Consider the following 13036-nt stretch of genomic DNA (forward strand, 5'->3'; position numbering starts at 1 on the left):
ATCAAAATTGAAGACATTACCTAGCGACAACATCGGCACAGCATGTTTGATGGATTGGAATTTCTTTAAGGCCTCACCGCCAACTTTCTGCGTTGGCGAATCATTTTGGATGGATTCAGGATATTGTTGTTCTAAGGCTTTCAGTTGATGAAACAGTTGATCGTATTCCGCATCACTAATGCTCGGCTGATCCATCACATAATAGGCATGGCTATGCTTGGCTAAGATCTGAATCAACTGACGCATCTGCACAATGATTTCTGAATCGGTGCTATTTTGATCGGAGCGCATCAACAAACTATCCCTAAATTTGGATTTTTATACACAAGAATAGCCGATATTTAAGCATAATCGACTGTTTCAGCATAGCAACTTTATGCGTTGAATGTACGTTTTTACCACGTTAGGACATGTTGTATTCATATTACAAAACGGAAGTAAACTTGCGCCGAACGACCGTAGTCTTTAAGGTAAGTATGTAGGACTTAAATTACCTGAGGTAGCTTAAGCCAATTTTTTTAATGATTAAAAATTTGTAGAGGTTTTTGAAATAGATCTTGTACAACAAGTCTTTTGAAAACCATACCAAGCACAGGAGTATTAGAATGGCGAAGAAAGTCAGCAAAAAAACTGCGGCAAAGAAAAAATTGCAGTCTGTAAAACTTGAAATCAAACAACGCTTAAGCAAAATCGGTAAGCAAGAAAGCAAAGTTAAAAAGCTGAAAAAGGAGCTGAAAAAGTTGAAGTAATTTTTTAAAACGGTTCGATAAATTTTTTCAGAAAACAAAAAGCTGAGCATGATGCTCAGCTTTTTGCGTTTATATCAATTTTAAACTGAAAGCTTATTTGATATTCAAGCTATTCAGGATATTTTGAATATCATTATTCGCTTCACCTGAGTTGCTTGTCTGACCTTGTGGTGTCAACGAATCAATGATTTGTGGTAATACCGTGGCGATTGCACCATAGACATTTTGCTTTGGCTCGTTCATCTGATTCGCAACTTGTTCAACCTCTTGATCATCAAACAGTTGCTCCACTTGCTCATTTTGTACGCTTTGATTTTGCGTGGTGCTTGGATCAACCCAAGACTGTGCTTGACTGCCTAATCCTGATTTAGTCAATTTATCGAGTGCACCTTGCAAGCCACCTTGCTTCTGAATCCAAGCCAATACGATCGGTAGCACAGCAACCAATAGTGCACTCTTCCCACCACCATTGCTACTGCTTTGCGTACCGCCAAGTTGGCCAAGTACAGAACCCAAGATACTACCCAGTCCGCCACCAGCAAGTCCACCACCAGTATTGGCATTTTGCTGAGATGCACCGCCTAGATTGCCCAGCACAGAACCCAAGATACCGCCTAAGCCACCTGCATTATTGGCATTTTGCTGTTGATTATGCTGATTCTGAGTCGAACCTTGCTGAGTACCATTTTGACCGCCAAGTGCTTGCTTGGCGATAGCTTCAACTAAACTGGCTAAATTTGTCATGAGATTTTCCCTTATTCTTTATGATAGTTGAACGTGACTGTCTTTGCATATTACCGAGATTAAAAGGCGCTTGTCTGTATCTGCAATGTATGTCACATCATCTACAATTGCTATGATAAAGCCATAAATTATAAAAGTTCATGGAAAAAATTAAGGCTCATTCCAGAGAATAAGCCTTAATTGGTATTTTTAAATATCGGCGTTTAATGTGTCTTCGTTAACGTCCACCTGGGAGTTGAGTAAAATAACTCTTCAATGCTTCGATACAACGCAACACTTTTACAGGTTGTTGCTCACGCTTCAAAGTCACTGCATACAAGGTATATTCAGGAAGTTTCCAATCAGGCAATACTTCGACAAACTCACCACGCTTCAGCTCTTGCTGTGCATCGAGGTGCAAAATTCGACCGATACCATGCCCTTCATGACATAATGTTTTCATCACAAAAACATTATTAGTGCGTACTTTTACAGGGACTTCAAGCTCAACATTTTCGCCAGTTTTTTCATTGCTAAATTTGAGTTTAGAAAAATTCTTCATCTGATCAACAGGGAGTAATTGGTGTGTTAAGAGATCATTGGGATGTTCAATCGCAGGACGCTGATTGAGATAACTTGGCGAGGCAATCAAGATTTGCTGAACCCGTGCCATCGGATAGGCTTCGAACTCATCGTCATTGACATGTTGACTCATCCGCACGGCGACATCGATGCGTTCTTCAATCAAATTTAAATACTGTTCAGATGCAAGGATATTTACCTTCAATGTTTCATGTGCCATGATCCAACGCGACAAAGCTGGCACAATATGCAGTGAAGCAAGCTCTGGCGAAGTGGCTAAACGTAACTCGCCAATCAAATTGTCCTGCAACTCGCTGATGCGAATTTTACCGCGTTCCGCAGCCGACATCATTTCTTGACAGCTTTGAAAAAAAGCCTGTCCTGCCTCAGTCATACTGATCTTACGTGTCGAACGATGTAGCAAGGTCACATTCAGCTCTTGTTCTAATGAGCGGATTTGCTGACTTACAGCACTGGTGGTGATGCCCAAATCTTTGGCAGCACCACTAAAAGAGCCACGCTCAACTACGCAGGCAAAGACCCCCATCGCACGAAGATTTTCTAACACAATTTGATTCTCAGCATATTTAATAGTTTGATATTAAACGAAAAGATTCGTAAATAAAATACAATCAGCTTAACTAATTGGCAAAATACTTACAGGATCAATAGGCTTACCGTCAAGTCGAACTTGGAATTCCAACATGGTTTTGTTCGTTCCTGTACTACCCATCTCAGCGATCTTCTGACCTGCTGTGACCTTATCACCGTTCTTCACGACCAGTTTGCTGTTATGTGCATAGGCAGTGATATAGCCATTGGAGTGTCGCACTAAGACCAATTGACCATATTCTTTGAGCCCATCATCCGCATAAACCACTTCACCCGCTGCTGCTGCGTAGATTGGATCGCCTGTATTGCCTGCAAAACGAATACCTTTTTTATTCTGACTCAGGTCATAACGATCTATCACTTGACCATTACTCGGCATCACCCAACTCAACCCTTGAGCCGACGCACCAACTGGAATTGGATTGATTGATGGCGCAGGTGTATTGCCAAGCCCTACAGCAGGTGTAGTCGTTGGTACTGTTGGTTTCACCACATTGACTTGTTCAGGCACTGTTGCATTTTGAGCTTGAGTTAATACGCTTTCACGTTTGATCGTCCCTTGTTCTTGGATCGGACGTGTTTGCACCAAGCGAGTATCTACACGACCATTACCACGTAGGCGTAAAGATTGATTGACATAGATCGTATCCATTGCCTCGATATTATTAATTCGAGCGATCTCCCGATAATCCAAGCCGTATTTCTGCGCAATTTTGCTCAGGCTATCGCCTGATTTGACGGTATAAAACTCTGGTACAAAGAATACACGTGAGCCTTGTTGATTAAAGGTCGGCTTCGATGCACAACCCACGACCAAAAGTGCACTTGATAAAACGCCAAGCGTCATCATATTGCGAAAAACACGAGATTCCATGAACAAAACTTCCTACTAACAAACCCTTTGAATAAAATCAGACGATCAAAACCCACGATCAAACAAGTTAAAACGTCCATTTATATTTACTAGCATGGAGCATACCAAATACAGATTGAAAATTTTCAACACACTTCAATAATGTCACAAAGCAATAACATATTTGCTCACATTTGCTGTTTTTTTACTCACATTTTATCTAGTTTCAGCACCTTATCGCCGTATCAGACGAAATTTGGCAATCGTTTTATCTAGAAAACGATTCAGCCAAAGTTTCTAAGACTTCATAATTGGTCGAATCCATTTGAATCGGCGTAATACTAATATAGTTGTTAAGTACCGCATGGAAGTCAGATTGAATCCCACCTGCTTCTTTAGTACCTTCAACGATGGCTTCACCAGACAGTCCAATCCAGTAGACTTGGCGACCACGTGGGTCAACATGACTAGTTACAGGTTTCGACTGAGAGCGTCTTCCTAGATGGGTAATCTGTACGCCTGCATATTCTTCGACATCTGGAATATTAATATTCAAAATATGACGTGGTGGCAAACTCGGTAGCCCTGATTTGATAAAGTCTTTAACCCAATTTGCAGCTTTTGCATAATCATCAGGATGTTCATAGCTACGCACATTTGGCCCTGCAAAAGAAATAGCAATCGCAGGTTGTTTCATCAACCGGCCCTCAAATGCAGCGCCAACCGTACCCGAATACAACACATCATCGCCGAGATTTGGACCACTATTAATCCCTGACACCACCAAGTCAAAATGCTGATCTGGCGTATCGCTCTGCGCAAGATGATTAAACAACCCATTCATCGAAAGATAGACGCAATCCGCTGGCGTACCATTCACCGCCCATACATTTGGAGAAATCTCTGTCGCACGAAGCGGACGGTCTAAAGTGAGTGCAGATGAAAATCCACTACGCTCACTTTCAGGTGCTACAATAGTCACATTGGCGATTTCAGATAAAGCTTTTGCTAAGGCTTGAATACCCGGTGCGAACACACCGTCATCATTAGAAATTAATATATTCACGTTATTACTCGGTTAAACAATCTAGAAAAAAAGTCTACAAAAGTCATCTAGTCATGAATTGTAAGCTTGGCTATTGTAAAAGAAATTAGCAAACTCTGTATGAATCGAAGGTTTTTTATAATGCAAAAATCGGTAAAAAATGTATTGATGATAACTTTAAGCACTACGCTTTTAACGTTTTCAAGTTTTTCAGCATTTGCTGAAGCTGACAAAAAATCTGCTGATAAAGCAGAAAACAACATCGAGATCACTCCTGCGATTCAAACGACTAAAGAAGAAGTCGCAGTAGTGCATGTACTTTCTGAAATTTGTCCTGAAATTATTGGTAAAAATCAAAATTTTGACAAAGGCTATGAACGCATGTTGACTGAATTGTTGCCAGGAATCTCAGATCCTGTACTTGCCGTTGAAGCTTTAAGCGAAGAAGGCGACTATCAAGAAGTTCTTGCGGAAGCCCGCCAAAATGCCTCTAAACATAGTCGCGAAGACAATCGTGAAGTCTGTTTAGAAATGGTGCAATGGGGTCAGAAAGCCTCTTGACTGCTTTACTTTTCATCATGAAAAAGTAATTAACAAAAATACAGCTGAAATGCGCTTAAATCATTTGGTTTAAGCGCATTGCTATTTTAGAATGTTGTTTTTAGATTTTGTTAAATTTCGTATTGGATAACATCGCATGGCTCGCCGTTTCGCATCAACAATGACCTACACAACAACTCTCACAGCAACACTGATCGCTTCAACTGCCCAGCTGAGCTATGCTGCAACGGTGATCCCCTCACCACCTGAACTAGACAATAAATCATACGTCATCATGGATTTTGACTCAGGTAAAATCCTCGCATCAAAAAATGAAAATGAGCATCTTGCGCCTGCATCTATGACCAAGATGATGACGAGCTACATCATCGAACAAAAATTACTCAAAGGTGAACTCACCGAAGACGAAAAAGTTCGTATGAATGAATCGGCATGGTGTCGTGGGAGCAGTAGCGAATCTTGTATGTACGTTCCGCTAAACGGTACAGCAACAGCTTTAGAAATGCTTCGTGGCATCATCGTCCAGTCGGGTAATGATGCGTCAAAGGCGATGGCTGAACATATTGCAGGCAATGAAGGTACATTTGCCCATATGATGAACCAAGAAGCCAAGCGCATTGGGATGAGTAACACCAACTTTGTCAACTCAACAGGTATGCCTGCCGAAGGTCACTATTCAAGTGCGCTCGATATGGCAAAATTGGCGAAGCACATTATCCACGATAGTTCAAAATATTATCCAATTTATTCTGAAAAAGAGTTTAGCTTTAACGGTATTAAACAAGGCAACCGTAACGCATTACTTTATACCGATCCTAGTGTAGATGGTCTTAAGACTGGACATACCGAAGAAGCAGGATTTTGTTTAACCACTTCAAGTAAGCGTGGTCCAATGCGTTTGATCACGGTAATCATGGGCGCACCAACCATGCAAGCACGTGCAACGCAAACACGTGAATTGCTCAACTGGGGCTTTGGCAACTTTGAAACAACAATTATCCGCCCTGCCAAACAGGCATTAGCTACAAGTCCAGTGTGGTTTGGTCAAGAAGATGTTGTACAGCTAGGTATCGTTGACGCGCTTGCGACGACCATGCCAAAAGGTCAAGCAGACAATATCGAAACCAAACTGCAAGTTAACCCTGAGCTTCGTGCACCACTGAAGCAAGGTCAAGTCGTTGGTAAAATCACTGCTATTTCAAATGATAAAATCGTTGCTGAGCAGCCTTTAGTGGTTCTAAAAGCGGTTGAAGAATCAGGTTTCTTTGCTCGTTTGATCGACCATATCAAATTGTTCTTTAGTGGTTTGTTCTAATACCATCTAAATAACGCCTCTTTTTTTAAAGAGGCTGGCTGGGATTGAGAAACTCCTCCCTTTTTAAAAGGGAGGTTAGGTGGGATTAATAAAAACCTTTAAGCCAAGAAATCTTCAATCAATGGTACCAAACGATTGAGTAAATCATCGGCTTGATCTTGTGTCAGATTCAACGGTGGTAATAAACGCACTACGTTTCCTGCTGTGACATTGAGGATCAGTTGCTTTTCATCTCGTGCACGAGCAACCAATTCTGCGCAATCTTTTGGCAATTCAATACCAATCATCATACCAAAGCCACGTACATTGACATTATGCACAGAAAGTCTACGGCTAAACTCATCCGCAAGATATTGACCAATTTTTGATGCGTTGATAATCGCAGCTTCTCCAATCAAACTATCAATCACGGTACAAACTACACGGCTACCTAGTGCCGTACCGCCATAGGTCGAACCATGATTGCCTGCAGCAAGTACACCAACTGCTTTACCACTGGTGAGTACTGCACCAATGGGAAAACCATTACCCAAACCTTTTGCCGTAGTCACGACATCAGGACGAATATTGGTATGTTGATAGGCGAAATATTTGCCTGTACGACCATTACCTGTTTGGATTTCATCGAGCATTAATAGCCAATCGTTTTTATCACAGATATCACGAAGCTGTTGCAGATATTGAAAGCCTTGTGGAGCAGTATTGATACCACCTTCGCCCTGAATCGGTTCCACAAAAATCGCCACAATGTCAGGATTAGTCAACGCAAGCTTTTCAATGGCATCCATATCACCAAATGGAACACGTAAAAAGCTATCTACCAATGGCGCAAAGCCTTCTTGAACTTTGGCATTACCCGTTGCAGAGAGTGTTGCTAAAGTACGACCATGAAAAGATTTTTCAGCAACGATAATTTTGCCATTGAGAATATCTCGATCATTGCCATATTTACGGGCGATCTTGATCGCACCTTCATTGGCTTCTGCACCGCTATTGGAGAAAAACACCTCGTCCATGCCTGATATTTCAGCGAGTTTTTGCGCTGCGGCAGTTTGCCACGGAATTTCATACAGATTACTGGTATGAACTAAGGTCTGTGCTTGATCGGCAATCGCTTCGGCGATCGCAGGATGTGCATGACCTAAACCACACACGGCAATACCTGATAGTGCATCTAAGTATTCCGTACCATCTTCGGTATAGAGATAAGCACCTCGTCCTCGTACAAACGCAATCGGCTGACGTGCATAAGTCTGCATCAGATGTGATGGTTGATTGGTTTGAACAGGAGCTTTAGTAAACTGTGCCATGATTTATCTCTATATAAAAAATAAATGGAATAAATTAAAAAACTTCTACAAAAAGAAACTAATAAAAGCCTTTCCAATGTATAACGAAAGCTAGTTCAATCCAAGTGATTTTTTGTTTTGTGGAAATACCTTGATCATATGTAATCCAGTAAAAATGATGCTTTAGTCATGATCGGATTTTGGCTATAATAGCCGCATTGAAATAGAGGAAATGAAAATGACTGAACAAGCTCGTGATACCGAAGCATTGATCCGTGATCAAATCGAGAAGCATGCGGTATTACTTTATATGAAAGGCACACCACAATTTCCACAGTGTGGTTTTTCTGCACGTGCAGTCGAAATCTTGAGCCAAATCGGTCGCCCTTTTGCTTATGTAAATATTCTTGAAAATCAAGATATTCGTGCAACACTTCCTGCGATTGCGAACTGGCCGACTTTCCCACAACTTTGGGTGAATAAAGAGTTGATCGGTGGTAGCGATATCATGATGGAAATGTTCCAAAATGGCGAACTTCGCACATTGGTCGAAGAGCATAGCCCAGCACCTGAAGAAAACTAATATTTAAAGCTCAGCTTTAAAAAAACTCGAAACCTTTAATGGAGAAATCTGTTAAAGGTTTTTTGTTGGCTATAATTTCAAAATTGTAAAAATTCACAAAGAAAACCTTGTTTTAGACATTGTCTTATTTATATTGGAAATAGAAAAGATGAAAGATTGAAAAGTTAAGGAATTTATAAGATGAATATTTTACTCCTCGGTGCGACAGGTGTGGTTGGTCAACAAGTTCTGGCGCAAGCTTTACATCATCCACGAGTGACTAAAGTCTTTTGTCCTGTGCGTAAACCGATGCCGATGCAACACGATAAACTTAGCCAATTTCAACTCGATTTTGAGCATATACAGGCGCTACTGCCAACACAGATCAATTTAAAAGAAATAGACGCAGTGATCTGCGCACTCGGTACGACGATGAAACAAGCGGGTTCAAAAGATGCTTTTCGCCAAGTCGATCATCACTATCCATTAACATTCGCTGAAATTGCTAAGCAAAATCATATTTCCACCTATGTGCTAAATTCTGCAATGGGCGCAAATGCAGATTCGATGATTTTTTATAATCAAGTCAAAGGTGAGTTGGAACAGGCTTTAAAGGCATTACATTTCCCATCATTGACCCTAATCCGACCTGGATTGATTGATGGCAATCGTGATGAGTTTCGCTTAGGTGAGAAACTGGCATTGAATTTACTACGACCGATCAATGAATTATTGCCGAAATCTTGGCGTTTAAGCCCTGCACAAAATATTGCCAAAGCACTATTACAATCTGCGCTAGAGCAAAAGCTTGGAATACACGTAATATCTGCAGATCAACTGGCTGAATAATCTGCATAGAAAATGCATAGTTTTATTTAGTGCGCATCGTTGTTTAACTGATTTACATCTTCATGTATTGCAAAATGTGGTTGGTGGTTTCACCTAACCACTCTGCTCGTTCTTCGTTCTCATATTCAAAAACTTCAATAAGACACAAATCTTCTTTATCAGCTTTGATCTCGGCAATGATCGGTTGAATGTCAGCAAAATAATCCTGAATCTTCTGATCTGCCTCACCTACTTCCACTTCTTCGAATAAATAAAAAATCATAAATAATGCCCAATCATAAGCAAGATTTGGGTGTGACTAATGAATTAACAGAATGATCTTTTTAGCAGCCTCCAATGCTTTGTCATAGACCACAGCTTCACTATGTAAAGCATAATATGGCGTACCAAACTCGACATAGATGAAATCTGAATCTCGATCCCAAACCGCAATGACTTCATTGTCATTGAACTGTTCTTCATCATCCTGATCGCTTTCAGGAGATTCATAAATATACTCAAAATCTTTATCTTGTAGCGATTGATAATATTCAGGATATTGCTTTGCTAATGGAAAATTATGTATGCGAAAAGTTTGCATATAGTCATTTTTAAGCAATATATCCATCAGCCGAAAGTGGGTATAACTGGTATCAAAATAAGCCTGTAACCGATAACAATTGGCGATGAGTTGGCGTTTTTCATGACTTGGAATATCTAATATATCAATAGTGCGAATTGTGGCTTCCACAAGATCTTCGATTTCGTGCATAGACATTGTCATTACTCCAAACTTACAATCATGAAAAGATATTAATTCGCTTGATACGATTCTCTTGGTGCATAAGGTGATTTCCACCATTCGCTTTGTGGCAAATTCTGAATGGAAAATACTTCTCCAATCATCGGTGTGGTGAGTTTTATTGTTGTATTCGCAATGGCTTTTTGTGCACGCTCGATTGGATCACGCCATTCATGTAATGCCAAATCAAACTTGCCCCAATGAATAGGTAGCATCGCTTTGGCATTCAAATCAACCGCCGCTTGCACAGATTGCTCTGGGAACATGTGTATCTGTGCCCAAGCTTGGTTGTATGCACCATCTTCCATCAGGGCAATATCAAATGGACCAAACTGTTCACCGATCTTGGCAAACTCAGGTGAATAACCACCATCACCGCTAAAATACAAAGACAGATTCGGCGACTTCACCACCCAAGAGCCCCACAATGTAAGATTACGCTCAAACTTACGCCCACTGAAATGACGAGATGGCGTAAACACTAAACGGGTATTTTTAAGCATTACTTCTTCATACCAATCCATTTCGGTGATTTTGGTATCACTCACACCCCAACGCTGCAGATGTGCTTTGATGCCAAGTTGTGATTTGAAAACACAAACGTAAACTGGACATTAAAGTCCTAAACTTTAACATTATAGTTGTAAACAAAGAGAGATTAAAAAAAATGTCAAATTTTACATTTGATTAGACATATAAACTTATATATTTTTAGTGCAAAAAAATTAAACCAAATGGTAAAATAATAAAAATCAAAAATAGGGTAATAAAATGAAAGTTAAAATTATTCTTGGCTTAATAAGCTTTATTTCTGCCTCACCTTATGCTGCTACAGTTCCAGCAGAAGCATTCAGCCGTGCCAATTGTGAAGCATATATTCCAAGTTTTGGATATGGTTGGTATAATGAATCTATTTCTTATGATGCTTTAACAGGTGTACATAAAAATCTATATGCAAAAACAGATCAAAAAGCTACTAATGGCAACCAACGAACAGATAATTCAAGTAACCCAAGTGGGTATCGTGTTAGAGCAGGGTTTGTTGATCCTAAAAGTGATAAAAGATTTTGGAATGTATCCGGTACACACTATGAAATCCTAGATAATGGGCGAGCTGTTTCTCAATACACATCTGCAAAAGATTGCAATTTTAAATTTGGGCAGTTTTTATAAAATCTTATGAAAAAGAATAAAATTCTATTAATAGTTCTTGTGGTTGGTATTATTGTTTTAGGTATTGTAATTTTTATAAAATCTCAAGCAGTTACAGAAACAAAAAGATTGGGTAACGGAGAAAATACCAACCATAATGAAACGAGTTCATCTTCCAAACCATCTATTCAAAATACAAATCAAAATACAGAATTATCGAATACAAATCAAAGTTCGTTAGCTAAAAATCAAAATGATGAATCATTTATATTTAATTCTGATTTAAAAGCTTTAAGAGAAAAATATCCTGATGGTGTCATATATACTAAATTATCAGAAGCTAAGCTAAGCAAAGCTCAAAAAGACGATTTAGCAAAAAATTTCGACAATTTAAATCGTTATGGAAGCTTTAGTGGTGGAAAGATTACTAATGAATTTTCTAACTTAGATAAAAAAAGAGCTGCATTAAAAGAAGAAAAACCTTTAGATTTTAAACCAATAAATACAGATGGTTTAGTTCCAGATTTAAAACTATCAGGAAAGTGGTATTCTGGTGCAATAAATGAAGGAAAATACAACTCCCTTTATCGGTTATATGAAAACCAAGATGGTAGTATTAAATTTGAAATAACCGAAATGTATTTGAATCCAAATAACAGTGCTATTGTAGAAGTTTTCCAAGAAAGTTTAAATCATAATGTAAACAATGTTCCAATGACTATTGAAACATTGAGAAATGAAAATGGGCAAGACATTTATAATGTTCACTTCAATTATAATAATAGATATTATTCGTTATCTACGGAAAACATGAACCGTACACAAGTAGAAAATATCATTAATCAAATAACTAAATAAGTTAAAATCTAGGTGAAAAACTCCTATCATTTTTACGTTGTTGCCCCAGTTGCAACTCTCTACGTCTGTCCAACTCATCTAAAGCCTTGAAGATATTTGTTTGATCAAACCCTCGAATTTTTCGTGATACTGTTGCACTGAGTCTAGTTTCCTTTGAAGAAGTTTTACCAATTTGGAAAGCTAGGTTTACAACTATATTGTAAAAAACCGCTATTTTTCTAAACTGAAACTCCATTGAGTTTAGAACTGTAATGTAGATTTATTCAATTAGATTTGATGTAAGTTGTTGATTTTACATTTTGCCAGTTTAAGACATTAATGTAAAAAGACACAAGTGGCACGTAAAAATGCGTAACTTTTTCGTTTAACTCTTGAATCGCCTGATGATCGAGATGGTCATAATGATCATGAGAAATGATTACGGCATCAATCTTAGGCATGTCGTCGATCTTTGGCGTATGTACCATTGCAAAGGCTTTTCCACCGATTGGAATCGGTGAGGCACGATTAAATACAGGATCAGTCATGATGGTGATATCATCTGTCCGAAACAGCACCGAAGAATGCCCAAGCCAGACCAATTGCCCATTTTGCAAAGGTTGTTGATGTAAATTTAAAGCACGCGTCACCAGTATATCAGTTGGATTCTTCTCCGCAGGTGGATATACAAGTTGATACAGCGTCGATGCTAAGGATGGGCTCTCTGCAGTTGATGTATCATTTTTGGTTTCAATTAAGTTTTTAAAAAGTTGACCATTAAAATGTTTTGATGCCTCAATCTTCTGCTGACTTTGTGCATCAGGTTGTCCGCCAAAAGTTGGCGCAAAGCTTAAAAATAAATAAGCCAATACAATCAAAATCACTAAAATGATGATCAACCATTTCATCAATAACCACAACTTACGCAACATGGCCTACACTCAAATAACAACATCAAAAACATCAAAAGTCGAATCAATACATCTAGGACTTACGCATTGACGGATTCAAAAAAGTATTAAAATAGTTTATAAAGTATCTGTGATCAGACGAACTAAACATGCTTCTACAGCAACTTGTACATTACCCATTTATATGGGCTTTCTCATGACAGAACCGAACTCTA

At 39.1% G+C, this 13036-nt stretch carries 16 protein-coding genes and 1 pseudogene; 7 read left to right on the forward strand and 10 right to left on the reverse strand.

The genetic code is table 11. The features are described 5' to 3' along the window. Nucleotides 1–291 (reverse strand): annotated as a pseudogene (gene ligA / locus ACE3PQ_RS02425) (NAD-dependent DNA ligase LigA); the annotation flags it as partial. Between the two features lie 314 nt (nucleotides 292–605). Between ligA and ACE3PQ_RS02430 the strand changes: the two are divergent. Next, complete coding sequence (locus tag ACE3PQ_RS02430) at nucleotides 606–749, forward strand: hypothetical protein (RefSeq protein WP_374294901.1); 144 nt, start codon at nucleotides 606–608, stop codon at nucleotides 747–749. A gap of 93 nt (nucleotides 750–842) precedes the next feature. Here ACE3PQ_RS02430 and ACE3PQ_RS02435 read toward each other — a convergent pair whose 3' ends face one another. The 4 genes from ACE3PQ_RS02435 to surE all read right to left on the reverse strand — a co-directional run bounded on the left by ACE3PQ_RS02435 (nucleotide 843) and on the right by surE (nucleotide 4585). Further along, a complete protein-coding gene (locus tag ACE3PQ_RS02435) occupies nucleotides 843–1493 on the reverse strand; it encodes a YidB family protein (RefSeq protein WP_374294903.1) in 651 nt (216 codons plus the stop codon). Nucleotides 1494–1710: 217 nt separating this feature from the next. After that, complete coding sequence (locus ACE3PQ_RS02440; RefSeq protein WP_374294905.1) at nucleotides 1711–2622, reverse strand: LysR family transcriptional regulator; 912 nt, start codon at nucleotides 2620–2622, stop codon at nucleotides 1711–1713. 69 nt (nucleotides 2623–2691) lie between these two features. Then, nucleotides 2692–3540: a peptidoglycan DD-metalloendopeptidase family protein gene (locus ACE3PQ_RS02445; protein ID WP_374294907.1), complete on the reverse strand. Its 849-nt coding sequence runs from the start codon at nucleotides 3538–3540 to the stop codon at nucleotides 2692–2694. 247 nt (nucleotides 3541–3787) lie between these two features. Further along, complete coding sequence (gene surE / locus ACE3PQ_RS02450) at nucleotides 3788–4585, reverse strand: 5'/3'-nucleotidase SurE (protein ID WP_374294909.1); 798 nt, start codon at nucleotides 4583–4585, stop codon at nucleotides 3788–3790. Nucleotides 4586–4651: 66 nt separating this feature from the next. On the opposite strand from surE, the gene ACE3PQ_RS02455 reads away from it, so the two are divergent. After that, entirely contained in the window at nucleotides 4652–5125 is a 474-nt protein-coding gene (locus ACE3PQ_RS02455; protein WP_374294911.1) for an MCR_0457 family protein, read from the forward strand. Nucleotides 5126–5285: 160 nt separating this feature from the next. Continuing rightward, the gene (dacC, locus tag ACE3PQ_RS02460) at nucleotides 5286–6440 is read left to right on the forward strand and encodes a D-alanyl-D-alanine carboxypeptidase PBP5/6 (protein WP_374294928.1); all 1155 of its coding nucleotides are present in this window, start codon (nucleotides 5286–5288) and stop codon (nucleotides 6438–6440) included. A 98-nt stretch (nucleotides 6441–6538) separates the two neighbouring features. Here the strand turns inward: dacC and ACE3PQ_RS02465 are convergent, their stop codons facing one another. Then, a complete protein-coding gene (locus tag ACE3PQ_RS02465; protein WP_374294913.1) occupies nucleotides 6539–7750 on the reverse strand; it encodes an aspartate aminotransferase family protein in 1212 nt (403 codons plus the stop codon). 217 nt (nucleotides 7751–7967) lie between these two features. On the opposite strand from ACE3PQ_RS02465, the gene grxD reads away from it, so the two are divergent. Together grxD and ACE3PQ_RS02475 are read left to right on the forward strand one after the other, a co-directional pair. Next, entirely contained in the window at nucleotides 7968–8312 is a 345-nt protein-coding gene (grxD, locus tag ACE3PQ_RS02470; protein ID WP_241571681.1) for a Grx4 family monothiol glutaredoxin, read from the forward strand. Nucleotides 8313–8492: 180 nt separating this feature from the next. Next, on the forward strand, nucleotides 8493–9140 hold the full coding sequence (locus tag ACE3PQ_RS02475) for an NAD(P)H-binding protein (RefSeq protein WP_374294916.1): 648 nt from the start codon (nucleotides 8493–8495) through the stop codon (nucleotides 9138–9140). Nucleotides 9141–9192: 52 nt separating this feature from the next. On the opposite strand, the gene ACE3PQ_RS02480 is transcribed toward ACE3PQ_RS02475, so the two are convergent. Genes ACE3PQ_RS02480 through ACE3PQ_RS02490 form a run of 3 tightly spaced genes read right to left on the reverse strand, consistent with a single transcriptional unit; the run spans nucleotide 9193 to nucleotide 10496 of the window. After that, on the reverse strand, nucleotides 9193–9402 hold the full coding sequence (locus tag ACE3PQ_RS02480) for a hypothetical protein (RefSeq protein ID WP_374294918.1): 210 nt from the start codon (nucleotides 9400–9402) through the stop codon (nucleotides 9193–9195). 36 nt (nucleotides 9403–9438) lie between these two features. Next, nucleotides 9439–9897, reverse strand: a complete 459-nt coding sequence (locus ACE3PQ_RS02485) for a hypothetical protein (protein ID WP_374294920.1) — start codon at nucleotides 9895–9897, stop codon at nucleotides 9439–9441. Nucleotides 9898–9932: 35 nt separating this feature from the next. After that, a complete protein-coding gene (locus ACE3PQ_RS02490) occupies nucleotides 9933–10496 on the reverse strand; it encodes an MBL fold metallo-hydrolase (RefSeq protein ID WP_374294931.1) in 564 nt (187 codons plus the stop codon). 196 nt (nucleotides 10497–10692) lie between these two features. On the opposite strand from ACE3PQ_RS02490, the gene ACE3PQ_RS02495 reads away from it, so the two are divergent. Both ACE3PQ_RS02495 and ACE3PQ_RS02500 read left to right on the forward strand, forming a co-directional pair. Continuing rightward, the gene (locus tag ACE3PQ_RS02495; protein WP_374294922.1) at nucleotides 10693–11094 is read left to right on the forward strand and encodes a hypothetical protein; all 402 of its coding nucleotides are present in this window, start codon (nucleotides 10693–10695) and stop codon (nucleotides 11092–11094) included. Between the two features lie 6 nt (nucleotides 11095–11100). Further along, nucleotides 11101–11931, forward strand: coding sequence for a hypothetical protein (locus ACE3PQ_RS02500; RefSeq protein ID WP_374294924.1), 831 nt, complete (start codon nucleotides 11101–11103; stop codon nucleotides 11929–11931). Nucleotides 11932–12194: 263 nt separating this feature from the next. Here ACE3PQ_RS02500 and ACE3PQ_RS02505 read toward each other — a convergent pair whose 3' ends face one another. Beyond that, nucleotides 12195–12842 (reverse strand): MBL fold metallo-hydrolase, encoded by a 648-nt coding sequence (locus ACE3PQ_RS02505; RefSeq protein ID WP_374294926.1) that lies wholly within the window; start codon nucleotides 12840–12842, stop codon nucleotides 12195–12197. Nucleotides 12843–13036: the final 194 nt, after the last annotated feature.

It is taken from the genome of Acinetobacter sp., assembly GCF_041911495.1.
Taxonomy (GTDB): Bacteria; Pseudomonadota; Gammaproteobacteria; order Pseudomonadales; family Moraxellaceae; genus Acinetobacter.